This is a genomic window from Xanthomonas sp. NCPPB 1062 (genome assembly GCF_041481705.2).
Classification (GTDB): Bacteria; Pseudomonadota; Gammaproteobacteria; order Xanthomonadales; family Xanthomonadaceae; genus Xanthomonas; species Xanthomonas euvesicatoria.
On sequence record NZ_CM192987.1, the window covers coordinates 1976541 to 1999422 of the forward strand.

The following is a 22882-nucleotide window of genomic DNA, read 5'->3' on the forward strand; positions in this document are numbered from 1 at the left end:
ATGGCTCAATGAAGATCAGATCCATTCTGCTTGCGGCTGCTATGTTCGCCACGAGTTCTGCCTTTGCAGGAAATACAAGCGGCTGCCTCTCTTTGGTCAGGGCTGACTTGCTGAAGAAGTGGCCGGACAACAGGACCGTGAACATTGTGGCGTTCGGGCACAGTGTTCCCGCTGGCTATTTTGTGACCCCTGCCGTCAACACTCGCGAAGCTTATCCGCGCCTGGTTGCCGATGGTCTGGCGGCGAGGTATCCCACTGCCGTGGTCAATGTGATTACGTCAGCAGTAGGAGGGGAAAACTCCAGCGCCGGCTTGGCCCGCTTTAAGCGGGAGGCGCTGGGTCATCTTCCGCGTGTGGTAACGATCGACTACGGTCTAAATGATCGAGGTCTTAGCATTGAGCAATCCCGCAGCAACTTGACCCAGATGGTTCATCAAGCCAAGCAAGCGAATGCGTGTGTTGTCCTGGTTACCGCTACCCCTGATCTAGGAGGGGACACGCCCTCGTCGAAATCATCGCTTGTGGCGCAAGTTGCGATGATTCGCGATTTAGCGAGAGCCGAGGACGTGCCCGTGGCCGATGCATTTGCTGCGTTCAGCGATTACAGCCGGGACAGGATGGATCTGATGGCGCAACCAAATCATCCAAACGCGAAGGGGCACCGGCTGGTGGCAGATCAGATTTTGCGCCTTTTTAAGTAACCGTTCACGTCTGGATCGCATCCGCCTTACTGCCGCCCGGCGACAGGCCTGTGAAGTTGCAACTTAGGTTCAACGGCTAGTCGATCCGATCTGTCGGGTAGCAATTCGGTCCTGAAACTTGATGCTCCACGGAGTGATCAAGTAGCCCGCCCGGCGCGCGTAGATCGCTGGGATGTGATCCTCGCGCGCATCCTTTGCGATGCCGTTGACGAGCACATATGGCGCGACGGTTTTCGGTACCTCGCACCAATCCTGGTGGCCATCGGTCTTGAGCGTCAAGGTATACGGGCCGGCGCCCTGGATCTGGCCACAAACCACGGCGCGTGCGCTGACTGAGGCGGCGCGTGCGCGCGGCGCGAGGCGGGTCACGAACGCGTCAAGCGTCTCGCCGGCGTCGGATGTTTCCTGGTACAGATCGGTGGTGCGGCCGAGCTGGCTGCGTTCGCCGGCGGCGGCTGGGAGGGCGACGCCAAGCAGGGCCGCGGCTACGGGGATCAGTAGTGCGTGCATTACGTTCTCCGAATGTGCTGCGCCGGTCACTTCCGGCGGCCCGAGGTCATCTCGGCGCAAGGCCAAGATGCATGGCCAGCGCACGCAAAAAAACGTTCATTTGAGCTATGCCTGCACGCCGCGCGCGGTCGGAGAAATCCGACGCGGCTGTGGGGACCATGCCGATATGGTGAATCCCATGTCGCTGCCAATCTGCAGCTGCCGGACCCGGGACCGCTGGTCGCTCAACCCGGAGGCGCCAGAGCAGCGCCCAGCCGGCACCTATCTCCACGTGATCGTCGTTGAACCGATGGATTCCATCGCATCCATCTCGGCCTCGGTTGGCCCCCAGTCGGGCGCGGCCAGCGGAGCCGTCGCAGTGGTTGCACGCGGCGCCACGCTCCACGCGATGCGTTCTCCCGCGCCAGTTTTCCTCGGTGGCTTCCTGGCGCCTGGCAGGCCTGTCCGTGCGGAGATCCAGCGCTCAGCGAAGCGCATGCCCTGTCGCAGGCTCCCTCGGTGGGGCGCCTTGACAGTGCAGCCGCGCCAGCACAGCCATACCTGCCCCGGAGTCACGTGCGCTACGGACCCGTAATTGAAGTGCATCAGCGCCTCGTCGGCGGACACATGGACCCAGTGGCAGGCAGGAGGGAGGGGCGGCGGCATACTGTCAGCATGCCGCCGGCCGGTTTCAGAATCTGAGAACGGCCAGGCGCTTCACCCTTTAGTTGCGCGGCCGAGCAGGTAGTCGGCCCAGGCCTGCATCAGCAACCGCCTCTTATCGATCAGTGCGCCGCGCCGGTAAGCGGCCTCGGCCTTATTGCGGATCGCGTGCGCCAGCGCCATCTCCACCACTTCGCCGGGCGTGTCCTGCGTCTCGGCTGCCCAATCGCGGAAGCAAGACCGGAAACCGTGCACGGTGAATGGAAGGCCGAAGCCCTTGGGCGCCGGCTTCTGCACCAGGTACAGCATGGTGTTCTCGGACATCGCGAACGGCGGCGGCTTGCGATCCAGGCCGCGCAGGATCGTCAGTGCGGCGGTCGACAGCGGCACGAAGTGGTCCCGGCCGCCCTTCATGCGCTCGGCCGGGATAGACCAGATACCGGCGGCCAGGTCGAACTCATCCCAGCTCGATCCGGTCACCTCCTCAGTCCGCGCCGCGGTGAGGATGGTGAACTGAAGCGCGCGCCGGCTACGGGCGTCGCGCTCGCGCAGCCTGGCCATGAACGCCGGCGCATCACTGTAGGGCATCGCCGCGTGGTGCTGGGGCTTGCGCACCTTGCTCGGCCTGGGCAGCAGATTGTCCAGGTGTCCGCGCCAGCGCGCCGGGTTGTCGCCCTGGCGGTGGCCATGCACCTTCGCCCAGTCGAGCACGCGCTCGATGCGCGCGCGCAGGCGCGACGCGGTCTCGGTCTTCGTGGTCCAGATCTGCCGCAGGCAGGCCATCACGTGCGCCGTGTCGATATCCGCCACCGGCATGTCCCGCGCTGGCCCGTGGTCGCGCAGCGACTGTGTCCACTGCTCAGCCTGTGCGTCGTTCTTCCAGCCGGCCTTCTGGCTTTCGATGAGCGCATCCGCGCACTCGCCGAACGTCAGGCCGATCGACCTAGCTTGCACGCGCGCGATGATGGGGTCGCGGCCTTCCAGCAGCGTGCGCCGGTGCTCGACGACCGCGCGCCGCGCTTCTTGCAGACTGACCAGAGCGGTGGAGCCCAGTCCCATCTCCCGACGGCGGCCGCGCAGTTGGAATCTGAAGACCCATGACTTGGCCCCGGTTGGACCCACGAGCAGATAGAGACCGCCTCCATCAGCGTGGTAGCCTTGTCCTGTGATGGTTTGGGCTGCCCTGGCGCTCAATCGATTGGTGGGCCTAGCCATGCTGCCCCATGCTTTGCCCCATGTTTCTACCTGCGATTGCGTGAGTCAGCATGATCCCCATTGAGCGTCGCCCATGCTGCGACGCAAGGATCTTGATGCCGTATGAGACTGGTTGAGAGAGTAATATCGGCCTCTCGCTCCGCCAGTGTTCTAACGCCCGCAAATCACTGATTTGTGGGCGTTTTTATTTGTGCTGCGGGTTCGTCGAGAAGGCGATACTGCTTGAGAGCGTCGCCTGCGGCAAGGCGTGTCGTCGAATCTGCGATATCCGTGGGTGCTCGCTGGCGTTGGTTCAACGCTGCAGACGCCCTGGAGCACACTCCTGCCAACAGTACCCAGGCCATCAGTGAGGACGGCGAAAGGGTCACGCTGTGCGCGCGTCGCCAGCGGCCACAGTGCTTCAGGGAGTATCGCCTCCGAGCTCGGTTGCTAGCCGGAGGCTGGTAACGATTCTTTGCGTCTCTCACCGGCTGCATCTCAAGCATGAGAGTTGCCAGCTAGCGAAGGCCCTGGTCTTGCTCGCATCGCTCGACAGTCGATAGTGACGCCTTAGGCGCCTGCAGCGCGAGCGTGAGATTCCTTGTCGCGTTGCGAAGAGGTCGCGTCCTGCGTGCTCGCTGCCCCTCCGCCGGATTTCGGCGCATCTCTGACATGTCATTCCATTGGCATGGTGGTGGCATGCGCTTGCGGAGAGGGCGCGACACCTGGCGAAGCAGCACTCTCCAGTGTCGTGTACGCCAACGCGCCGTGCAGCGCATCGAGCCAGGCGCATCGACGTCAGTAATGAGCCTCGTATCGATGGCGTCTTGGGCACTTCGGTTTTTTGCCGCCTTGCGCATGCAGGCGGGTGGTGTACGAAGGCGCTGATTCTGCGCGCGAGAGTACAGCGTTGGATTTGTCGCTGCTGCAACTGGAGCGATGCGCCACTGCACTCCAGCGAACCATCCAAGGAATAAGGATCAAAACCAAAACCAACCAAAGCCAGAACCGGGGCCGAAGACCCGGCGTGAAGTGCCTATCGATATTCGGCAGTCGAGGCTGGCAGCGCAGCTATTGAGGTCTTGCACCCCGTTGGATCGCCTGCCCGGGATGCCATAAAGGCAACTCAGGGCCAGTGCCATTGCCGCTTCGCGCCGGAGCGCGTCGCCGCTGCCTTACGCATCTGAACCGCCTTGTAGATGCGGTACGTGGTGGGGGTCAAGTAACCGGCGCATGGGTCGCTAAGGACGTGAACCATATCTCGGATGTTGACGTGATGCGCCTATCGCACCTGCTTGGACGTGTGTTCTCCTTCTGGGGTCGCGGGCTGCAACACAAGGTCGCAGCGGTGGACCGGGTGATGGCGGTGATCGAGTTCGATCTGGACGGTCGCATTCTGGATGCAAACTCGAACTTCCTGGCCCTGATGGGGTATCGGCTGGACGAGGTGGTCGGCCAGCACCACCGCATGTTCGTGACGGCCGCAGATCGCGACAGCGAAAGCTATCGGCACTTCTGGGAAGGGCTGCGGCGCGGCGACTTCAATGCCGGGCGCTTCTGCCGGCTGGACAAGCGCGGGCACGAGGTGTGGATCAATGCCTCCTACAACCCGTTGCTGGATCGATCCGGCAAGGCATATCGCGTGGTGAAGTACGCCACCGACATCACTGCGCAGGTACGCCAGACAGCCGACTTCGAGGGGCGCATCGACGCCATCGACAAGGTGATGGCGGTCATCGAGTTTTCGCTGGACGGCACCGTGCTCGCGGCCAACCAGAATTTCCTGCACGTGATGGGCTACCGGCTCGAGGAGATTCGCGGCAAGCACCATGGCATGTTTGTCGATGCCGGCACGCGCCAGTCAGCTGCGTATCGCGCGTTCTGGGATTCGCTCGGGCGCGGTGCCTTCGATGCGGGCCGCTATCGGCGCATCGGCAAGGACGGCAGGGAGGTGTGGATCCAGGCGTCCTACAACCCGGTGCTCGATGAGCACGGGCGACCGTACAAGGTGGTCAAGTACGCCACCGACGTGACCCGCCAGGTGATCGATTCGGCCGATGCGGACGGGCGTATCCGGGCGATCGACAAGGTCATGGGGGTGATCGAGTTCGACCTGCAAGGGAACGTGCTCGGTGCGAACGAAAACTTCCTGACCATCATGGGGTATCCGGCGGCCGAGGCGATCGGCCAACACCACAGCGTGTTCGTCGATGCGGCCTACTGCGCGTCCGAGGAGTACCGGCAGTTCTGGGCAAAACTGGCGAGCGGCCAGTTCGATGCGGGACGTTATCGCCGACTGCGCAAGGATGGCAGCACGGTATGGATCCAGGCTTCCTACAACCCGATCCTGGACGTCTCCGGGCGACCCTACAAGGTGGTCAAATACGCAACCGACGTCACTGACCAGGTGCGTTCGGCCGAACGGATGCGCGATTTGATGCTGCAGACCATGAGCATTGCGCAGAACGTGCAGCGCGAGGCGCACCATATTTCCGTGAGCAACCAGGAGCTGGTCAGTCGCGTGTCTACGCAGTCTGCTGCGGTGGCGCAGACCTCGAGCACGATCGATCAGCTGGCCGCAACGGTGCGGGCCAATTCCGAGAATGCCGGTTCGGCGCGGCGCATGGCCGAAGACTCGGCCACGGTGGCGCGGCGCGGTGCCGAGGTCATTGCCGATGTGGTCAAGACCACCGCCGGCATCCGCTCGGCGACCGACCGCATCGGTCAGATCATCGAGGTGATCGACGGCATCGCGTTTCAGACCAACATCCTGGCCCTGAACGCTGCGGTCGAGGCGGCGCGTGCGGGCGAACAGGGGCGCGGTTTTGCGGTGGTGGCGACCGAAGTGCGTAGCCTTGCGCAGCGCTGCAGCGTGTCGGCCAGGGAGATCCGGTCCCTGATCGACAACGCGACCGATCAGGTCGGCGATGGCTCGCGCCTGGCCGAACAGGCCGGTGTGGTGATGCAGGACATGGTGACGTCGGTCCTGCGCGTCACTGCGACCGTGGAGCAGATCGCCGCTGCCAGCCATGATCAGGCGCTGGACATTTCCAGCGCCAATACCGCGTTGCAGTCGATCGGCGTGCAGGCGCGCGACCAGGCGCAGATGGTGGGCGACTTGGCGCGTTCAGCGCGCGTGCTGGAAGGCGATGCGGATGCGCTGTTCGCCTTGGTCAATGGCGATGCAGATGGCGGGGCGGATCGCGCGCCAGTGCAGGTCGATGCGCAGGCTGCGCGGCGCGCGACAGCGAAAGTGGCGTGATGATGGTTCACTGCGTTTCGCAAGCGACGTCGTGATGTGCCCTCACATATTGCAACTTCCTTTAGTAGTGGATCTGGGCGCAAGTGCCCGAACCTGCGGTGCTGAGGCAGTCGCTGCCATCAGCGCCGCTGCGACGACCTATCGACCGCAGTAAAGATGCGAGCGGCGATTGGCAACACATCGATCGCAGCGCGCAACCGGCAGTCGCAAATCGCATGTCCGTGTCGCGGATCTTGGGCATCAAGGCATAGGGCGTAAGCCACGTGCCATCAGCTGCCGCGTCAGGGTTGGTCAGCTCCCAAGAAGCTGCGCACAAGACAAAGCCCGCGTAAGCGGGCTTTGTTTGTTTCGGCACTGGCCAGCGCATCGCACACCATCCTGCGCAGGTACGCCATCCAGCCAGCCTTGCTTTACTTGGGCAGGTCGAACACCAGGACTTCGGCATCGCGTGCATCGGCCAGTACGATTTCCGGCTCGCCGACGATCTGCACCGCGTCGCCAGCCGATAGCGCTTGCCCATTGACGCTCAGGCTGCCGCGGGCCACCTGCACGTAGCCGATGCGGCCTTCGGCCAGCGGCTGCTGCAAACGCGCCTGGCCATCCAGGATCGAGGCATACAGGCGTGCGTCCTGGTGCAGGCGCAGGGAGCCATGGTCACCGCCTGGCGAGGCGATCAAGCGCAACTGGTTACGCTTGCTCTCGGCATCGAAGTGCTTTTCTTCGTAGCTTGGCTCGATGCCGGCACGCTCGGGCATTACCCAGATCTGCAGGAAGTGCACAGGCTCGCTGGCCGAGTGATTGAACTCGCTGTGCGTCACGCCGCTGCCGGCGCTCATCCGCTGCACGTCGCCATAATGCAGGACCGAGCCGGTGCCCATGCTGTCCTTGTGTTCCAGCGCGCCGCCCAGGACATAGGAAATGATCTCCATGTCGCGGTGAGCGTGGGTGCCGAAGCCTTCGCCCGGTTGCACCTTGTCCTCGTTGATCACCCGTAGCGGGCCAATGCCCATATGGCGCGGATCGTGATAGCTGGCAAAGGAGAAGGTGTGGCGCGAGGACAGCCAGCCATGTTCGGCGCGGCCACGGGTTTCGCTCTTGCGGACATTCAACATGCTGCTTCTCCTGGAAGGTTTGAAATTGGCGCTGGGCGATCGGTGTCCAGCGGCTTGATGCGTAGTCTCCACCTCTGCGTCCGGCACAAAAAGCGAGTAGATTTGGCCGCTATCATCGAAAATTTCGAACAATGAAAATCAGCCTGGAAGCACTGCAGATCCTGGATGCCATCGACCGGCGTGGCTCGTTCGCGGCCGCAGCCAAGGTGCTGTTCAAGGTGCCTTCGACGATTTCCTACACGGTGTCCAAACTGGAAGAGGATCTGGGCGTGCAGCTGTTCGAGCGGGTGGGACCCAAGGCCACGCCGACCCAGGCGGGCCGCGAGCTGTTGCGCGAGGGGCGCCACTTGCTGCGTGCCGCGCAAGAGCTGGAGGTGCGGGTGCGGCGCGTGGCCTCCGGCTGGGAGTCGGATTTTGCGATCGGGCTGGATGGGGTGCTGCCTGCGGCCTTGCTGCAGCCGCAGATCCTGGACTTCTACACCGTGGCCGACAGCACGCGGCTGCGCGTGCTGAGCGAGTCGTTGTCGGGCAGTTGGGAGGCGCTGCTGGACAGGCGCGTGGACCTGATCGTGGCGGCGGGCGAGGGGCCCAGTGGCGGCGGCTATGTGGCCGAGCCGATCGGCACGTTGCGGTTCGTGTTTGCCGTGGCATCCACGTCTCCGCTGGCGGAAGCCGGCCTGCTGGGCGCGGCGGAGCTGGCCGAACACCGTGCAATTGCCGTGGCGGACTCGGCGCGGCGCCTGCTGCCGCGCACGGTCGGGCTGCTCTCCGGGCGCGATGTGCTCACCGTGCCCGACATGCAGACCAAGCTGCTGCTGCAACTGGCCGGCGCCGGCTACGGCTTTCTGCCCGAACCGTATGCGCGCGGGGCGCTGCAGGAGGGCCGGCTGCGGGAGGTGCAGGTGGACACCCGCAAGCCCGACGAAACCTTTTATCTGGCATGGCGGCCGGGCGAAGAAGGGGAGGCATTGAGCTGGTGGCGGCGCGCCTTGCGTAGCGAAGGCCTGTTCGAGCGCTGGTTGCACGCCTTGGCCGCAACGTATCGTTCCGTCGCTGCCGGGCAGTCGCCGCCGTGAGGGAGGGCGGATAATGGTGCCCCGCCGTCGCGCAGGGTCGTCGCATGCAAGGCTTGATCGAACAGTACGGATTGGCGCTGGTGTTCGCCAACGTGCTGGCGTTGTCGCTGGGGCTGCCGGTGCCAGCGCTGCCGACCCTGGTGCTGGTCGGTGCCAGCTATGCGTTGCAAGGGGGCGGCGATGCCTGGCTGGCCGGGCTTGCGGCGTTGGCGGTGTCTGTCGCGGCAAGTCTCTTGGGCGATCTGGTCTGGTATCTGGCCGGTCGCCGCTTCGGTAACCGCACCTTGCAGTCGCTGTGTCGGCTGTCGCTCTCGCGCGACAGCTGCATGAAGCAGACCGAGCGCTTTTTTTCGCGCTGGGGCGTGCGCGTGCTGGCGGTCGCCAAGTTCGTGCCGGGCTTGTCGATGGTCTCGGTGCCGATGGCCGGAGCAATGCGGGTACGTCCTGCGGCGTTCCTGCGATACGACGCCTTCGGTGCATCGTTGTGGGCGTTGGTCGGCCTGGGTGTGGGTGCTGTGTTCGCGCGTCAGGTGCAGGACGTGCTCGCCTTGCTGTCCGAACTCGGCTCGGGCGCGATCGTGGTCTTGGCGGCCTTTCTGGCCGGCTATGTCGGTTGGCGCTGGTGGCGACGGCAGAGCCTGTTGCGATCGCTGGAGCATGCGCGCATCGCGGTAGAGGAGCTGGTGCCGTTATTGGATGGCGAAGAAAGCCTGCGACCGACCGTACTGGATATCCGCGCTCCGGGCTATCGCCAGTTGCAGCCATACACGATTCCTGGCGCCGTGTTCGCCGATGAGCGTCAGCTGGCGCAGATCCTTGCCAGCGTGCCGCGCGATCGTAGTGTGGTGATCTACTGCGCGTGTCCGGACGAGGTGTCTGCAGCATGGCTGGCCGCGCGGATGCGCGAGCGCGGGTACCGCGATGTGCGGCCACTGTTGGGCGGTCTGGATGCATGGCGCGATGCCGGGCATCCGGTGACATCGCTGGTGCCGGTGACGGTGGTTGCCGACGCGAACGCGGCTACTGCCACGGCCTGATTGCCCTGGAGGCGGTGCCTGTGGTGAGGTCGGCGAGCGCGTTGCTCAGAGATCGGCATCGCGCGATGGAACAGCACACTCAATGCAACGCAATGCGCGCCATCGTCTGCTTCGGCAAAAACGACGGGCAAAAAAAAGACCAGCAAGCTGGTCGTTTTCTTCAAGATTGGTGCGCCCGGAGAGATTCGAACTCCCGACCGCCTGGTTCGTAGCCAGGTACTCTATCCAACTGAGCTACGGGCGCATATCTTGTTTTGACTTGCAGATCTGACGCAGGGCGATCGGATCTTTTTAACTGAAAATCAGCGCGTGCGTGCTGTCTTCTTATTCTTCTTGTTCTGAGGATGGTGCGCCCGGAGAGATTCGAACTCCCGACCGCCTGGTTCGTAGCCAGGTACTCTATCCAACTGAGCTACGGGCGCCTCGTCAGGAGCGGAATTATGCGGATGACCGACGGGGCCGTCAATCCCTTTGTGAAATTCCAGCGCCGTCGAGGTCGTGGTCAGGCGCGTCACGCAGCGCAGCGACCACGGCCGCAGGCGTTTTCATCCACGCGAAATGATCGCTGCGTGCGCCGAGGTGCCCATCGTCCAATCGCACATGGCGTGGGTGTGCCTGCGGCATCTTGTCCAGTAATGCGCGCAGCGCACCTGCCGGACCCAACGTGTCGCGCGCAAGGGTCACTGCGCGGATCGGCACGCGCAGTTGGCCCAGTGCCCGTTCCAGGTCCCATGGCGCGCCTGCCGCGCGATAGCGATTGCTGCGGCCGACCTGCGCCCAGTCGGCAATCAGGCTGCGTGCTTCGGTACCGCCAAAACCGAGCTTGCGCCCGTGCAGCACGCCCTGCCTGCGCGCCAGCCAAGGCAACAACCGAAACGCCAGGGGCAGGCCGTAACGCATCGGCACGGGAAAATTGCGCCAGTACGGCGAGCCGCTGGCCACCAGCCAGAGCTCGGCGAATTGCACCGGATGCAGCGCGGCGTAGCAGCACGCGAGCTGACCGCCGAGGCTGTGTCCACCGACCATGCGCGGCAGCTGCGGGTCGTGGATATCGAGCAGGGCGTGGCTGGCGGGAAGGTCGTCTGCAAGCAGCGTGCGATAGCCCCAATCGTGCTCACGCGACGGGCGCAGCGTGCTGCTGCCATTGCCGCGCCATTCGTGCAGATACACCGCAACGCCGGTGGACGCGAGCGCCTGTGCGAAGGGTTGGTAATGCCGCGCTGCCACGCCCAATGCCGGCAGCCACAGCAGCGTTGTCGTCGGGTGCGGCGGTGCGCAACGGATGACCTGCCAGCGATGCCCATCTGCAGCGCTGGCGAGCAGGGTGTCGGTCTGCACGCTCATGCGCCGGGCGCGGCGCCGAAGTGGTCGAGCACCAGCACATCGCTGTGGCCGGGGCGTTGGCCAATGCGGATGGCGCGTGCAACGTAATCGATCGCCGCTTCGCAGGCATTGAGCAACGACAGGCCCTGGCACAGCTGTGCGGCAATCGCCGCCGATAGGCTGCAGCCGGTGCCGTGCGCATCGACCTGCAGGCGCGGGTGCATGAACACATCCTGGGTCACGCCGTCATCGAAGCGGTCGAGCACGCGTGCGCCTTCGTGCAGATGTCCGCCCTTGAGCAGCACGGCGTTGGCGCCCAGGTCGAGCAAGGCGGCGGTGGCATGTTCGGCGGCGTCGGCGCTGTCGATGCGGCGGCCGGTCAGCAACTCGGCCTCGGGCGTGTTGGGGGTGACCAGGGTGGCCAGCGGCAGCAAGCGCGTGCGCAGCGCATCCAGTGCCGCATCTTCGAGCAGGCGCGCGCCGCTGGTGGATACCATCACCGGGTCGAGCACCACGAACGGTGGGCGATATCGCTCAAGCAGGTCGGCCACGCAATGAATGACGTCGGCATTGGCCAGCATGCCGAGTTTGACCGCCTGGATCTCGAAATCGGCAAAGCAGGCGTCCACCTGCGCCTGCAAAAACGACAACGGTGGAAGATGCACGGCGGTGACGGCGCGGGTGTGTTGCGCGGTCAATGCGGTAATCGCCGACAAGCCGTGCACGCGGTGCGCGGCGAAGGTCTTGAGATCGGCCTGGATGCCGGCGCCGCCCCCGGAGTCGGAGCCGGCGATGCTCAATGCGGACAGCGTACTGGGCGTAGTCATGTGGCGATTCTGCACTGCTGGCCGGAGGATGTGCGCATCATCCTGTGCGCCAGCGGCGCCACTGCAGGTAGGCGACATAACCGGCGCCGGTCAATCCGGTGAGGCTGGCGGGCAGGTAGAGCGCGTCGTACTGCCAGCGCTGGAACAGCAAGGTTCCGAGGATGCTGCCGCCGAGAAAACCGCTGATGATCAGCGCGCTCAGCGTGAGGCGCCGCACCTGCAGCGGACGCCCACGCAGCAGGTGCCCCAGGCCGATGCCCAGGTCGGTGAACATGCCGCTCAAATGCGTGGTGCGGACCGCTGCACCGCTGAGGGTGGTCGCCATCGCATTCTGCAGGCCGCAGGCGCCAGCGGCGCACAGGACGCCGCCGACATGATGCAACTTGAACAGTGCAATCGCGCCCAGCAACAGCAGCGCCTCGAGCAGCAACGCGGCGCCGTAGCGCTGTCCAAGCCGCACGACATCGTCCTGGATGATCAGTCCGCTGAGCATGGCGCCTGCGCAGAAGGCGATGAGGATGCCGCAAAGAAAGCCGATGTCCGGGGCGGCGTCTTGCGCCAGGGCAACGCCGAGCAGGCTGGTCGTGCCGGTGAGATGGCTGACCACCTGGTGCTCGGATCCCAGGTAGCCCACCACATTGACCATGCCGGCCACGGCCGACAATGCCACCGCGCCAATCCAGACCCAGCGCGGCAGCAGGATTCCCATCGCGGGTCAGGGGCTACCGTTGATCGCAATCTGCGAGAACGCGCCGGTTTGCGGGTCGTACAGCGCACCCCAGAACATGCTGCCGCCGTCGCAGACCTGGATCGCTTCCCGCGCCGGTTTCACCGGCGGGTCGTTGGGAAGCTTGAACGCGTTGACGTAGATCAACTGCTGGCCCTGGATCACCACACCCACGTATTGACGGTCGAACTCGCGTGGCTCGGCAATGGTGGGCGTCAACGCATCCTGCCGCGCTTCGAGCTGTTCGATCTGCTGATGGCTCGGCGCCCAATAGCCGCTGATCTGGCCTGGATGCCGTGCCGGGCTGTCGCGCGAGCAGGTCTGCAACACCTGTTCGGCCACGCTCTGCCGGGTGATGATCCATGACTGGCCGTTCTTGAGATTGGTCGGCACGCTGGCTGGCCCCTGCGTGCTGGCGCAGCCGGCCAGCGCGATCACGGCGAGCGCCACCGCGCCGCGATAGGTGCGCATCACAACACCTCCGAAGCGAAGTCGGCCAGACGCGAGCGCTCGCCGCGACGCAGCGTGATATGCGCGCTATGCGGCCATGCCTTGAAGCGATCCACCGCGTAGGTCAGCCCCGAAGTGGTTTCGGTGAGGTACGGGGTGTCGATCTGTTCGACATTGCCCAGGCACACGATCTTGGTGCCGGGGCCGGCGCGGGTGATCAGCGTCTTCATCTGCTTGGGCGTGAGGTTTTGCGCCTCGTCCAGGATCAGATAGCGCGACAGGAAGGTGCGACCGCGCATGAAGTTCATCGAGCGGATCTTGATGCGACTGGCGAGCAGGTCGTTGGTGGCCGCACGGCCCCACGAGCCGCCTTCCTGATTGTGCGTGAGCACTTCCAGATTGTCGGTCAGTGCGCCCATCCACGGGGTCATCTTTTCTTCTTCGGTCCCCGGCAGGAAGCCGATGTCTTCGCCCACGCTGACAGTGGCACGGGTCATGATGATTTCCCGGTAGCGCTGCTGGTCCATGGTCTGCGCCAGGCCTGCAGCCAGTGCGAGCAAGGTCTTGCCGGTGCCGGCGGTGCCGAGCAGGGTGACGAAGTCGATCTCCGGGTCCATCAGCGCATTGAGCGCGAAATTCTGCTCGCGGTTGCGTGCCACGATGCCCCAGACCGCATGCTGGCCGCTGCGGAAATCGTCGACCAGGCACAAGGTGGCCTTGCCGCCGCCAACCTTGGCCACGCGCAGCTCCACTTCATCTTCGCCGGGCAGGTACAGGTACTGGTTCGGATACCAGTCTTCGTCCTCGGCCAGCACGATTTCGTAATGGGTGCGGCCGCGTTCGTTCCAGCTGCGCAGATCTTCGTTGTGCTTCTGCCAGAAATCTTCCGGCAGCTCGATGGCGCCGGTGAACAGCAGGCTGAAATCGTCCAGCGCACGGTCGTTTTGATAGTCCTCGGCGACCAGGCCGCTGATGTAGGCCTTGATGCGCAGGTTGATGTCCTTGGACACCAGGATGACCGGCACATCCGCATTTTCTTCGCGCAGCGCCAGCACCGAGGCCAGGATCTTGTTGTCCGGCAGCATTTCGCCGAAGGTGCGGCCCGGGTCGATCGGCTTGATCTGGAAAAACAGCCGTCCGATCGCGGCCTGGCCCTTGAGCTGGATGCCCTGTGGATGGCTGAGCAGGATGCCGGCCTGGATCTGCTCGGCGTTGGTGTTTTCCAGCAATTCGTCCAGGAAACGGCTGACCTGGCGTGCATTGCGGCTGACTTCGGAGGTGCCCTTCTTGGCGTTGTCGAGCTCCTCGATCACCTGCATCGGCAGGAACACATCGTGTTCCTCGAACTTGAACAGCGCGGTGGGATCGTGCATCAGCACGTTGGTGTCCAGCACGTAGATGCGCTTGCCTCGGGTCATTGGGTCTTCCAAGTGATGGAGCAGGGGCGAGCCATCACGCCTGCAGCTGCAGGGTGATGGAGGACGCGGGAAGCGAGGGGTGTCACTGTTTGGCGTGCGCCTTTACTGCGGCCAGCACGGCCTCGGCATGGCCGGCGACCTTGACCTTGCGCCATTCCTGCACGACATGCCCCTCGGGCGACAGCAAGAAGGTGCTGCGCTCGATGCCGAGCACCTGTTTGCCGTACATGTTTTTTTCCTTGATCACGTCGAAGGCGCGGCACAGCGCTTCATCGCTGTCGCTGATCAACGGGAAGGCGAAGCCTTGCTTGGCGCAGAAGTTGTCGTGCGACTTCACCGAATCGCGCGAAACGCCCAACACCATCGCGCCCGCTTTTTTGAACTGCGGCAGCAAGGCATTGAAGTCCAGGCCTTCGGTGGTGCAGCCGGGCGTGCTGTCCTTCGGGTAGAAGTACAGCACCAGCCATGTGCCGGCATGGTCGCGCAAGGTGGTGTGGGTGCCGCCGGACAGCGCCAGCGGCAGGTCGAAGGTTGCAGCGGGTAATTCCAGCACAGCGTCGGTCATCGTTGCTCAGCCCAAAGTGGAGGGGCGACGGCGCGGTCAGGCCGGGCCGACGTCCATCCCATCATAAGCAGCCACATGGAAGCGTTTGGCAAGTGCGTCGAACTGCACATTGCGCTGATTCAGCGACTCGATGGTGTGGTGTTCTTTCTTGTCCACATGCAGGAAGTACGACTCTTCGTCATCGCCGTCGTCTTCGTCGCGTTCGCCGAGGAAAATGTCGATGACGCGATAGCCGTCCTGGTTCAGTTGCTCGGCGAGCTTCTGCAGAGGCTCCTGCGCAGGATCGGCGAAGAAGTATTCCCAGCGCAGCGGGCCGTCGAGATTCCAATCGGTCTCGGAGCGGATGTGGTCGAACATCTGTTTTAGCGCAGAGATCGCGATGGCCATTGATGGGTGCCTCAGAATTTCATCGGGTCCATGATCGCGTCGAGATTGAGGTGATCACAGAATTCCAGGAAATCATCGCGCAATGCGGCGATGTGCATGTTGGCCGGCACGCCGATCGTCACCTGCGCCGAAAACATCTCCGCGCCGGTCTGCATGGCGCGGTAGCGCGTGCTCTGCAGGTTTTCGATGGTGATGCCCTGGCGGTCGAAGAAATCGGCCAGCTGGAACAGGATGCCCGGCTTGTCGGCGGCGATCACTTCGACGATGTAAGGCAGCAGGTTGGACTGGGTCTGCTTGGGGCCGGTGCGATACCACACCAGTTTCAATCCTTCTTCGCGTTCGAGCCGGGTCAGCATGGCTTCGAGCTTGGCGACCGAATCCCAGGAGCCGGTTGCCAGTGCGGTGACCGAGACGTCGCGCCCCACCGTGGCCAGACGGGCGTCCACGAGATTGCAGCCGCTGTCGGCGATGCGGCGAGTGACGGGCAACAGGGGGGACTCCGGATGCGTCGTGTAGGCGTTGATCAGGAGGTGATTTTCGGTCGGCGAAGGCCGGGGTGTAGAGTCGGTCAAAGGGGCTTCCGGCATTGCATCAGGCTGAATGGCCGCCCGGGCAGGCGCCCTGGCGGTGACCAGCATACTTGCCCGTGGTTTCGCGCCGCAAGTAACATGCAGGCGGTCGCAACCCGCGTGCGCGCGGGCCTTTTCCTGTCACGTAAGAGCAGCAGAATCTTGTCCCTTTCCGGCATCATCACCGCGCTGGCGACCCCCTTCGGTCCCGATGGCGCACTCGACCTGGATGCCTGGCGGCGGCTGCTGGAGCAGCAGTTGCACGGCGGCGTGCAGGGAATCGTGGTTGCCGGCTCCACCGGTGAAGCGGCCGCACTGAGCGACGACGAATACGACACGCTGCTGCGCGCGGCTGTGGCACAGGTCGCCGGCCGGGTGCCGGTGCTTGCCGGCACCGGCTTGTCCGGCACGGCAAAGACCATTGCGCAGACACGTCGCGCTGCGGCGCTGGGCGCGCAGTACGCGCTGGTGGTGACGCCGCCGTATGTGCGTCCGACCCAAGCCGGGTTGAAGGCGCACTTTCTGGCGGTGGCCAACGAAGGTGGCCTGCCTGTGGTGCTGTACAACGTGCCGGGCCGTACCGGCTGCGACCTGCTGCCGGAGACGGTGGCCGAGCTGGTGGGTCATCCGAACATCGTCGGCATCAAGGAAGCACGTAGCGAGCCCGAGCGCATCGCTGCACTGGTGGCGCTACGCAGCGACAGTTTTGTGGTGCTCAGCGGCGACGATGGCAGCGCGGCGCACGCGATGTTGTCCGGCGCTGCCGGGCTGATCTCGGTCGCTTCCAATGCCTTGCCGGCGGCGTACCGGCGCCTGTGCGATCTGGCCCGCGATGGACAGCGCGATGCTGCCACCGCCTGGGACGCGCGGTTGAGCGAATACCACAGCTTCTGCGGAATCGAATCCAATCCCATTCCGGTCAAGGCGCTGCTGCAGCGCGCCGGGATCGGCCACGGCCTGCGCTTGCCGCTGCTGCCTCTTTCTGCGGCGCACCAGCCTGCTGCCGACCGCCTTGCCGCCGACGCCATTGCGTTGGAAGCGCTTTCCAGCCGCGAAATGCTCGCGGCCTGACCCAGGAGATCTATCGATGCGTCATTCCGTTTCCCCCGTCCGCGTGCTGTCGCTCGCGTTGCTGGCGACCGCCACTGTCGCTGCCACGAGCGGTTGCAGCTGGTTCCACAAGGGCGCGCGCGGCGACTATGCGCTGGCGCCGGAAGCCCGTCCGCTGGAAGTGCCGCCGGACCTGAACCTGCCCGACACCTCCGGTGCGATGAAGGTGCCGACGCTGGCCTCCACCACGCAGCAGAACAGCAACACGCCGCCGTCGGCGAGCGCCAACAGCGGTTTCACCGTGCCGGGCGAGCGCGACGAGGTGTTTGCCAAGGTGGGCGCGGCGCTGGCCGATATCCCGGGCCTGACCATTGCCAGCAAGGCCCAGATGCTCGGTTCCTACGATGTGAGCTACGAAGGTTCCAGCTTCCTGGTGCGCGTGGTCAAGGTCGATGCGGGCAGCTATGTGTCGGCCGTGGACCCGCGCGGCATGCCGGCCACGGCGGCTGCGCCGGTGGCGGTGATCTCCTCGCTGAAGAGCAAATTGGGCGGCTGAGGCCGGTTCGGTTTGCTGGATGGCAAACGGGCGCCTTGGGCGCCCGTTTTGCGTTAGTGCCGAGTGCACTGTGAGGTGCGTGCAGCGGTGTAGCTCCGGGCCGCGCCCGGTCGTGCAGCTCAGCGCTGCAGCAGCGGCAACTTGTTGGGCTTGCCATCCCATTCGGCGGCATCCGGCGCCGGCTCCTGGCGCACGGTCAGCACCGGCCAGGCCTTGGCGAGTTCGGCGTTGAGTGCCACGAAGGCTTCCTGGCCCGCCGGCACGTCGTCTTCGGGGTAGATCGCGTTGGCCGGGCATTCCGGCTCGCACAGGGTGCAGTCGATGCACTCGTCCGGGTCGATGACCAGGAAGTTCGGGCCGACGTGGAAGCAATCCACCGGACAAACCTCGACGCAGTCGGTGTATTTGCACTTGATGCAGTTTTCGGTGACAACAAAAGGCATGGCGGAATCCGGCGTTTAGCCTTCCAATTCTAAAGCAGTCGCGTGATGGGTGTGGAATTGTCGGCGCTTTTCGTGCCGGGCTGTCAGGCCAGTCCGCGCTGCCTGGCCAGCGCGAACAACCCTGCTGCAGCCAGATCTTCCGGATGCAGCCGGCTTTCGACGCCCAGGTGCTGCAGTGCCAATGCGTAGCGTTGCGCCAGCGCAGGGCTGCCGACCAGATGCACGATGGCGTGGGCGCCGCGGTGCGCGCGCAGTTCGTGGCCGATCAGCACGCCCGAGAGGTAGGACGGCAGCGCCGCGGAGGACAGGCGTTCGAACAGGCCGAGCGTGCGGGTGCCGAACAGGTGGTGGCTGAGGCCGCCGGGGTCGTTGCTGCGGTCGACACCTTGGAGGAATGCGTCAGCGTCCAGCGCGGCATGATCGTCGTCCATCAGCTTGCCCAGGATGCTGTGCTGACGCAGCACGGCGTACAACTCGCCGGTCATGACGGTGGCAAAACCCGTCAGCTGGCCGTTGGCGATCTGCGCCCATTTGCTGTGCGTGCCGGGCAGGCAGGCGACATGCGCGCCGTCGCCGAGCGCGGCGATCAGCCCGACCAGTTGGGTTTCTTCGCCACGCATCACATCGGGCACGCCGGCCTGTTCGCCGGTGCTGACGCCGGGCACGAACCACAGTGCGCGGCCGGGCAACAGGGCGTCGTAGCAGCGCATCGCCTGGGCGAGCGCGGCGGTGTCGGCCGGGCAGGGCAGGTAAGGTTGCTCGACCCAGCCATTGCGGCTGCCGATCATGCCCGAGAGCAGCAGTGGGCCGTCCCAGCCGTCGACCAGGCCAGCCAGCACTGCGTCGAAGCGGCCCTGGCAGGCCAGGATGCCGTCGCTACCGCGGCGCTGCGCAACGACCTTGCCGTCGGCATCGAGCAGATAGCCACGCAGGCTACTGGTGCCCCAATCGATGGCGATCATGCGCTCGCCACCCGGCTTTCGGGCAGGCCCGCGATGGCGAGGTCGCAGACAAACAGGCTGCCGGCTTCGGGCATGCGCGCGAGTTCGTCGGCGCTATGGTCCAGGCGCGAGCTGATCACATGCAGGCGGTCCAGTGCCGCGCCGCCGAAGGCGCTGCAGGTGGGATGCTTGATCGGCAGCTGCACGATGCGCTCCACGCTGCCGTCGGGGCGATAACGCACTACGCGCGACGCACGCCATTGCGCGTTCCACAGGTGGCCTTCGCTGTCGATGATCGAGCCGTCCGGCTCGGCGTCATCGCGATCGAGGGTGGTGAACACACGCGTGTTGGTGGTTTGCGCCGTCTGCGGGTCGTAATCGCAGCACAGGATCTGCGGGCGCACCGAATCGCAGTAATACATGGTGCGGCCGTCGAGGCCGAAGCAGATCGAATTGGGGATCGAAACGCCCGGCAGCGGCAGGGCGCGCAAGCCGTGCTTCAGCGAAAATTGGTAGAACGCACCGCGTGCGGCCTTGCTGTCGTGCTCGTCCATGGTGCCGAACACCAGGTTGCCATGCCGGTCGACGCGGCCATCGTTGCTGCGCGTGAGCGGGTTGTCCGCTTCCACGTCGGCCAGTTTTTCGAAGGGCAGCGCGTCTTCTTCGACGCTGTCCGGATCGACAATGCCGATCGCCTTGGCCAGCGCGACTAGCACGCGGCCGTCGTCCATCAGGCCGATGCAGCCGGGGCGGTCGGGCAGCGTCCAGTAGCGCGACTGCGCGCTGGCCGGGTGGTGTCGCCACAGGCGTTTTTCGCTGATGTCGACCCAGTACAGCGCCTGGCGCTGCTCGCACCACAGCACGCCTTCGCCATGCGTGCAGCGACTGTCGACCGCCAGCACGGCGGTGTGTTCGGGCGTGCTTACCATTCGGCGATGCTGCCATCACTGTGGCGCCACACCGGGTTGCGCCAGTCCGGCGGATTTTCGTTTGCGCGCTTGAGCATCTCTTCGTCGATCTCCACACCGAGCCCGGGTTTGGGCAGGGCCGCAATGCTGCCATCCACGCAGTGAAAATCGTCTTTGTTGATGACGTAATCGAGCAGGTCGGCGCCTTCGTTGTAGTGGATGCCGATGCTCTGTTCCTGCAGCACGGCGTTGTGCGAAACGAAGTCCACGTGCAGGCACGCGGCCAGTGCGATCGGGCCGAGCGGGCAGTGCGGGGCAAAGCCCACATCGTAGGCTTCGGCCATTGCGGCGATCTTGACGCATTCGGTGATGCCGCCGGCATGCGACAGGTCCGGTTGCACCATGCCGATGCCGCCGGCGCACAGCACGTTCTTGAATTCGAAGCGCGAGAACATGCGCTCGCCGGCGGCAAGCGGAATGGAAGTGCTGGCGGCCAGGCGTGGGTAATACTCGGCCTGTTCGGCCAGCACCGGTTCCTCGACGAACAGTGGCTTGAACGGTTCGAGCTCGCGCAGCAAGGCCTTGGCCATCGGCGCGCCGACGCGGCCGTGGAAGTCGATGCCGAAGTCGATGCTGTTGCCGAAGGCCTCGCGAATTTCCGCCACCTTGACCACCGCCGCATCGACCGCGCGCGCGCTGTCGATCAGCTTCATTTCTTCGGTGCCGTTGAACTTGAAGGTGTCAAAGCCCAGCGCGCGATAGTCGGTGATCTGCTGGATGATGGCGCCGGGGCGGTCGCCGCCCACCCAGCGGTAGGTCTTCATGCGGTCGCGCACCAGCCCGCCCAGCAACTCGTACACCGGCACGCCCAGCGTCTTGCCCTTGATGTCCCACAACGCCTGGTCGATACCGGCGATGGCGCTCATCAGGATGGCGCCGCCACGATAAAAGCCGGCGCGGTAGAGGGTCTGCCACAGGTCGTTGATGCGCGCCGGATCCTTGCCCACGACATAGCCGGCCAGTTCGTGCACGGCGGCCTCCACCGAACGCGCGCGGCCTTCGATGACCGGCTCTCCCCATCCGGTGATGCCCTCGTCGGTCTCGACCTTGAGGAACAGCCAGCGCGGCGCGGCGTGGTAGGTGGTGAGGCGGGTGATCTTCATCCTTGCAGTTCCTGGTAGGCCTGCACGAAGGCGCGTGCATGCGTCTGGGTTGTCTGGAGCGATTGGCCGGGCTTGTACAGTTCGCCACCGATGCCGGCGCCGGCAGCGCCCTGGGCGATAAAGCCGGCCAGGGTCTGCGGGCTGACGCCGCCCACCACGTAGACCGGGATGTGCGTGGGCAGCACCGAGCGCAGCGCGCGCACATGCGCGGCGCCATAGGTCGCGGCCGGGAACAGCTTGAGAATGGTTGCGCCGGCGTCGATGGCGTCGAACGCCTCGCTGGCGGTGGCGAAACCAGCCACCACGGTCAGGCCGCGCGACACCGCGTGACGGATCAGGCTGGGGCGCGTATTCGGGGTGACGATAAAGCGCGCGCCGATCTCGACCAGGGTGTCGACATCGTCATTGCGCAACACGGTGCCGGCACCGATCCAGGCGCGCTCGCCATAGGCCTGTTGCGCCAGCGCGATGCTCTGCTCCCAGCGCGGCGAGTTGAGCGGGATTTCGATCGCATCGAAGCCGGCGTCGATCAGTGCGCCGACATGGTCGAGCGTCTCTTCCGGCGTGATGCCGCGCAGGATGGCGACCAGGGGCAGGACGAACGGGCTGGCGGTGGTATCTGAAGTCATGCGGTTACTCGCGGTAGAGCGGAAAGCGGCGGTTGGCGACCGGGTGGCCGGCAACGTCGGGGGAGGCTGCGCGACTGCGGGTCGTGGCATGGCGGCCGATGCGCAATATGGCAAGAGAGCGTGTAACGACGAAGGCGATGGATTCCGACCTTGAGGGAGCGCCGCCTGGACACGCGTGCGCCGTCCTACGGCCTGCAATCGGCGGGCATGATGCCGTCATCGTTCTCCACCTCCGCATATTTGGCCGCGTGTTGCCGCCCGCGGACGGGCAGGTCACGTCTGTTCTGACCGCGCCCGGGAGGTAGGGGCTCCTGCTGCGGCGTTCGATAGCCTCGCGCGGGGAGATATGTGCTGCAAATGAAATTTTCGGCATATTCTATTCCTCCGACGAATACACGGCCGCAACCGCACGCTATGGCAAATTCCGGTACTCCCTGGTTCAACGCAGCCCGGCTCAAGACGCGCCAGCTCCTGCTGCTGCTGCATTTGCACGAACAGCGCTCGGTATTGCGCGCGGCTGAGGCCGCTAGCATGACGCAACCGGCCGCGTCCAAGCTGCTGGCAGAAATGGAAGACATGCTGGGGGTGAAGTTATTCGAGCGGCATGCCCGTGGCGTTGAGCCCACCTGGTATGGCCATGTGCTGATCCGGCGCGCGCGCGCGGCCATGTCGGAGATTGGGCGGGCGCAGGAAGAAATCGCCGCGCTACGCGCCGGGCGCATGGGCCAGGCTTCGATCGGCACGGTGGTCAATCCGGGCACCAACCTGGTGCCGCAGGCCATCGCCGAGGTCAAGCGCGAGTTTCCGGACATCCTGGTGCGTGTGGAAATGGACTACAGCCGTCCGCTGGTGGCCAAGTTGCTGGACGGGCAGCTGGACATCGTGATCGGGCGCATCCTCGGCCCGGAAGGGGTGGGCGAACTGGAGTTCGAACCGCTGGCCGACGAGCCGCATTCGGTGATCGCGCGTGCCGGGCACCCGCTGGCCAGCCGCGCCGGCCTGCAGCATGCCGATCTGGTACGGCATGGCTGGATCTTGCCGCCCGCCGACAGCGTGTTGCGCGCGCGCCTGGATTCGATGTTCATGGAGCACGGCGTGCAGACGCCGACCAATGCCATCGAAACCTCATCCCTGCCGGTCACCTCGACCCTGCTGCGCGGCACCGACATGCTGACCGCCCTGCCGGTGGAATCGGTGGCGCCGTTGATCCAGGCGAAATTGCTCACCGTGCTGCCGATCGAACTGGGCGTGCGGATGGAATCGTTCGGCATCATCCGACGACGCGACTACATCCTGCCGCCCGGTGCCGAGCGCATCTTGCAGGCGTTGCGCACCACGGCCCGACGTCTGTATCCCGCGCTACGCGTGCCGGACTCCCTTGCCTGACCAATG

General features: G+C 64.9%; 23 protein-coding genes and 2 tRNA genes. 7 read left to right on the forward strand and 18 right to left on the reverse strand.

The genetic code is table 11. From position 1 onward, the window contains the following. Positions 1-8: 8 nt before the first annotated feature. Complete coding sequence (locus ACCQ16_RS08880) at positions 9-701, forward strand: SGNH/GDSL hydrolase family protein (protein ID WP_372380315.1); 693 nt, start codon at positions 9-11, stop codon at positions 699-701. Between the two features lie 69 nt (positions 702-770). On the opposite strand, the gene ACCQ16_RS08885 is transcribed toward ACCQ16_RS08880, so the two are convergent. Both ACCQ16_RS08885 and ACCQ16_RS08890 read right to left on the reverse strand, forming a co-directional pair. Then, a complete protein-coding gene (locus ACCQ16_RS08885) occupies positions 771-1211 on the reverse strand; it encodes a hypothetical protein (RefSeq protein WP_372380316.1) in 441 nt (146 codons plus the stop codon). A gap of 696 nt (positions 1212-1907) precedes the next feature. Then, positions 1908-3068 carry a tyrosine-type recombinase/integrase gene (locus tag ACCQ16_RS08890; RefSeq protein WP_372380317.1) on the reverse strand — a complete coding sequence of 387 codons (1161 nt, stop codon included), beginning with the start codon at positions 3066-3068 and terminating at the stop codon, positions 1908-1910. A gap of 1282 nt (positions 3069-4350) precedes the next feature. Between ACCQ16_RS08890 and ACCQ16_RS08895 the strand changes: the two genes are divergently transcribed. Beyond that, entirely contained in the window at positions 4351-6309 is a 1959-nt protein-coding gene (locus tag ACCQ16_RS08895) for a methyl-accepting chemotaxis protein (RefSeq protein WP_029819220.1), read from the forward strand. Positions 6310-6719: 410 nt separating this feature from the next. Here the strand turns inward: ACCQ16_RS08895 and ACCQ16_RS08900 are convergent, their stop codons facing one another. Further along, positions 6720-7421 carry a pirin family protein gene (locus ACCQ16_RS08900; protein ID WP_011347116.1) on the reverse strand — a complete coding sequence of 234 codons (702 nt, stop codon included), beginning with the start codon at positions 7419-7421 and terminating at the stop codon, positions 6720-6722. 131 nt (positions 7422-7552) lie between these two features. On the opposite strand from ACCQ16_RS08900, the gene ACCQ16_RS08905 reads away from it, so the two are divergent. Then, positions 7553-8497, forward strand: coding sequence for a LysR substrate-binding domain-containing protein (locus tag ACCQ16_RS08905; protein WP_209262027.1), 945 nt, complete (start codon positions 7553-7555; stop codon positions 8495-8497). Between the two features lie 44 nt (positions 8498-8541). Further along, positions 8542-9534, forward strand: a complete 993-nt coding sequence (locus tag ACCQ16_RS08910; RefSeq protein ID WP_011347118.1) for a DedA family protein/thiosulfate sulfurtransferase GlpE — start codon at positions 8542-8544, stop codon at positions 9532-9534. A gap of 167 nt (positions 9535-9701) precedes the next feature. Here ACCQ16_RS08910 and ACCQ16_RS08915 read toward each other — a convergent pair. From ACCQ16_RS08915 to ACCQ16_RS08960, 10 genes are all read right to left on the reverse strand, one after another. Further along, a tRNA-Arg gene (locus ACCQ16_RS08915) sits at positions 9702-9778 on the reverse strand. A 101-nt stretch (positions 9779-9879) separates the two neighbouring features. Further along, positions 9880-9956 (reverse strand) — tRNA-Arg (locus ACCQ16_RS08920). A gap of 40 nt (positions 9957-9996) precedes the next feature. After that, positions 9997-10878, reverse strand: a complete 882-nt coding sequence (locus ACCQ16_RS08925) for an alpha/beta hydrolase family protein (RefSeq protein ID WP_014089989.1) — start codon at positions 10876-10878, stop codon at positions 9997-9999. Then, on the reverse strand, positions 10875-11684 hold the full coding sequence (gene thiD / locus ACCQ16_RS08930; protein WP_014089990.1) for a bifunctional hydroxymethylpyrimidine kinase/phosphomethylpyrimidine kinase: 810 nt from the start codon (positions 11682-11684) through the stop codon (positions 10875-10877). The genes ACCQ16_RS08925 and thiD overlap by 4 nt, the downstream gene beginning before the upstream one ends. A gap of 37 nt (positions 11685-11721) precedes the next feature. Then, positions 11722-12393 (reverse strand): YoaK family protein, encoded by a 672-nt coding sequence (locus ACCQ16_RS08935; RefSeq protein ID WP_031422312.1) that lies wholly within the window; start codon positions 12391-12393, stop codon positions 11722-11724. A gap of 6 nt (positions 12394-12399) precedes the next feature. Further along, positions 12400-12882 (reverse strand): hypothetical protein, encoded by a 483-nt coding sequence (locus ACCQ16_RS08940; RefSeq protein ID WP_008574752.1) that lies wholly within the window; start codon positions 12880-12882, stop codon positions 12400-12402. Further along, entirely contained in the window at positions 12882-14279 is a 1398-nt protein-coding gene (locus ACCQ16_RS08945; RefSeq protein WP_008574750.1) for a PhoH family protein, read from the reverse strand. Before ACCQ16_RS08945 ends, ACCQ16_RS08940 begins: the two co-directional genes overlap by 1 nt. A gap of 82 nt (positions 14280-14361) precedes the next feature. Then, positions 14362-14844 (reverse strand): peroxiredoxin, encoded by a 483-nt coding sequence (locus ACCQ16_RS08950; protein WP_008574748.1) that lies wholly within the window; start codon positions 14842-14844, stop codon positions 14362-14364. A gap of 36 nt (positions 14845-14880) precedes the next feature. Then, positions 14881-15231, reverse strand: coding sequence for a ribonuclease E inhibitor RraB (locus tag ACCQ16_RS08955; RefSeq protein WP_136733773.1), 351 nt, complete (start codon positions 15229-15231; stop codon positions 14881-14883). Positions 15232-15242: 11 nt separating this feature from the next. After that, positions 15243-15869: a glycine cleavage system transcriptional repressor gene (locus ACCQ16_RS08960; protein ID WP_002813792.1), complete on the reverse strand. Its 627-nt coding sequence runs from the start codon at positions 15867-15869 to the stop codon at positions 15243-15245. Positions 15870-15962: 93 nt separating this feature from the next. Between ACCQ16_RS08960 and dapA the strand changes: the two genes are divergently transcribed. Together dapA and ACCQ16_RS08970 are read left to right on the forward strand one after the other, a co-directional pair. Continuing rightward, positions 15963-16871, forward strand: coding sequence for a 4-hydroxy-tetrahydrodipicolinate synthase (gene dapA, locus ACCQ16_RS08965; RefSeq protein ID WP_011347123.1), 909 nt, complete (start codon positions 15963-15965; stop codon positions 16869-16871). Positions 16872-16887: 16 nt separating this feature from the next. Then, the gene (locus ACCQ16_RS08970; protein ID WP_008574742.1) at positions 16888-17406 is read left to right on the forward strand and encodes a hypothetical protein; all 519 of its coding nucleotides are present in this window, start codon (positions 16888-16890) and stop codon (positions 17404-17406) included. Between the two features lie 119 nt (positions 17407-17525). Here ACCQ16_RS08970 and fdxA read toward each other — a convergent pair whose 3' ends face one another. The 5 genes from fdxA to ACCQ16_RS08995 all read right to left on the reverse strand — a co-directional run bounded on the left by fdxA (position 17526) and on the right by ACCQ16_RS08995 (position 21490). Beyond that, positions 17526-17849: a ferredoxin FdxA gene (gene fdxA / locus ACCQ16_RS08975; protein ID WP_003481917.1), complete on the reverse strand. Its 324-nt coding sequence runs from the start codon at positions 17847-17849 to the stop codon at positions 17526-17528. Between the two features lie 83 nt (positions 17850-17932). Continuing rightward, a complete protein-coding gene (locus ACCQ16_RS08980; RefSeq protein WP_008574741.1) occupies positions 17933-18811 on the reverse strand; it encodes a 2-dehydro-3-deoxygalactonokinase in 879 nt (292 codons plus the stop codon). Then, positions 18808-19719 (reverse strand): SMP-30/gluconolactonase/LRE family protein, encoded by a 912-nt coding sequence (locus tag ACCQ16_RS08985; RefSeq protein WP_277572923.1) that lies wholly within the window; start codon positions 19717-19719, stop codon positions 18808-18810. Before ACCQ16_RS08985 ends, ACCQ16_RS08980 begins: the two co-directional genes overlap by 4 nt. Continuing rightward, positions 19713-20861, reverse strand: coding sequence for a galactonate dehydratase (dgoD, locus tag ACCQ16_RS08990; protein WP_008574447.1), 1149 nt, complete (start codon positions 20859-20861; stop codon positions 19713-19715). The genes ACCQ16_RS08985 and dgoD overlap by 7 nt, the downstream gene beginning before the upstream one ends. Continuing rightward, positions 20858-21490, reverse strand: a complete 633-nt coding sequence (locus tag ACCQ16_RS08995) for a 2-dehydro-3-deoxy-6-phosphogalactonate aldolase (protein ID WP_008574445.1) — start codon at positions 21488-21490, stop codon at positions 20858-20860. Before ACCQ16_RS08995 ends, dgoD begins: the two co-directional genes overlap by 4 nt. 414 nt (positions 21491-21904) lie before the next feature. Here ACCQ16_RS08995 and ACCQ16_RS09000 point away from each other — a divergent pair, with 414 nt between their 5' ends. After that, complete coding sequence (locus tag ACCQ16_RS09000) at positions 21905-22876, forward strand: LysR family transcriptional regulator (RefSeq protein WP_007966740.1); 972 nt, start codon at positions 21905-21907, stop codon at positions 22874-22876. The last annotated feature ends 6 nt before the right edge of the window (positions 22877-22882 follow it).

What these genes read in the sequence shown, in the direction of transcription:
- ACCQ16_RS08880 (WP_372380315.1), top strand. Translation starts at nt 9, where the DNA reads ATGAAGATCAGATCCATTCTGCTTGCGGCTGCTATGTTCGCCACGAGT.
- ACCQ16_RS08885 (WP_372380316.1), bottom strand. Translation starts at nt 1,211, where the DNA reads ATGCACGCACTACTGATCCCCGTAGCCGCGGCCCTGCTTGGCGTCGCC.
- ACCQ16_RS08890 (WP_372380317.1), bottom strand. Translation starts at nt 3,068, where the DNA reads ATGGCTAGGCCCACCAATCGATTGAGCGCCAGGGCAGCCCAAACCATC.
- ACCQ16_RS08900 (WP_011347116.1), bottom strand. Translation starts at nt 7,421, where the DNA reads ATGTTGAATGTCCGCAAGAGCGAAACCCGTGGCCGCGCCGAACATGGC.
- ACCQ16_RS08905 (WP_209262027.1), top strand. Translation starts at nt 7,553, where the DNA reads ATGAAAATCAGCCTGGAAGCACTGCAGATCCTGGATGCCATCGACCGG.
- ACCQ16_RS08910 (WP_011347118.1), top strand. Translation starts at nt 8,542, where the DNA reads ATGCAAGGCTTGATCGAACAGTACGGATTGGCGCTGGTGTTCGCCAAC.
- ACCQ16_RS08925 (WP_014089989.1), bottom strand. Translation starts at nt 10,878, where the DNA reads ATGAGCGTGCAGACCGACACCCTGCTCGCCAGCGCTGCAGATGGGCAT.
- thiD (WP_014089990.1), bottom strand. Translation starts at nt 11,684, where the DNA reads ATGACTACGCCCAGTACGCTGTCCGCATTGAGCATCGCCGGCTCCGAC.
- ACCQ16_RS08935 (WP_031422312.1), bottom strand. Translation starts at nt 12,393, where the DNA reads ATGGGAATCCTGCTGCCGCGCTGGGTCTGGATTGGCGCGGTGGCATTG.
- ACCQ16_RS08940 (WP_008574752.1), bottom strand. Translation starts at nt 12,882, where the DNA reads ATGCGCACCTATCGCGGCGCGGTGGCGCTCGCCGTGATCGCGCTGGCC.
- ACCQ16_RS08945 (WP_008574750.1), bottom strand. Translation starts at nt 14,279, where the DNA reads ATGACCCGAGGCAAGCGCATCTACGTGCTGGACACCAACGTGCTGATG.
- ACCQ16_RS08950 (WP_008574748.1), bottom strand. Translation starts at nt 14,844, where the DNA reads ATGACCGACGCTGTGCTGGAATTACCCGCTGCAACCTTCGACCTGCCG.
- ACCQ16_RS08955 (WP_136733773.1), bottom strand. Translation starts at nt 15,231, where the DNA reads ATGGCCATCGCGATCTCTGCGCTAAAACAGATGTTCGACCACATCCGC.
- ACCQ16_RS08960 (WP_002813792.1), bottom strand. Translation starts at nt 15,869, where the DNA reads ATGCTGGTCACCGCCAGGGCGCCTGCCCGGGCGGCCATTCAGCCTGAT.
- ACCQ16_RS08970 (WP_008574742.1), top strand. Translation starts at nt 16,888, where the DNA reads ATGCGTCATTCCGTTTCCCCCGTCCGCGTGCTGTCGCTCGCGTTGCTG.
- fdxA (WP_003481917.1), bottom strand. Translation starts at nt 17,849, where the DNA reads ATGCCTTTTGTTGTCACCGAAAACTGCATCAAGTGCAAATACACCGAC.
- ACCQ16_RS08980 (WP_008574741.1), bottom strand. Translation starts at nt 18,811, where the DNA reads ATGATCGCCATCGATTGGGGCACCAGTAGCCTGCGTGGCTATCTGCTC.
- ACCQ16_RS08985 (WP_277572923.1), bottom strand. Translation starts at nt 19,719, where the DNA reads ATGGTAAGCACGCCCGAACACACCGCCGTGCTGGCGGTCGACAGTCGC.
- dgoD (WP_008574447.1), bottom strand. Translation starts at nt 20,861, where the DNA reads ATGAAGATCACCCGCCTCACCACCTACCACGCCGCGCCGCGCTGGCTG.
- ACCQ16_RS08995 (WP_008574445.1), bottom strand. Translation starts at nt 21,490, where the DNA reads ATGACTTCAGATACCACCGCCAGCCCGTTCGTCCTGCCCCTGGTCGCC.
- ACCQ16_RS09000 (WP_007966740.1), top strand. Translation starts at nt 21,905, where the DNA reads ATGGCAAATTCCGGTACTCCCTGGTTCAACGCAGCCCGGCTCAAGACG.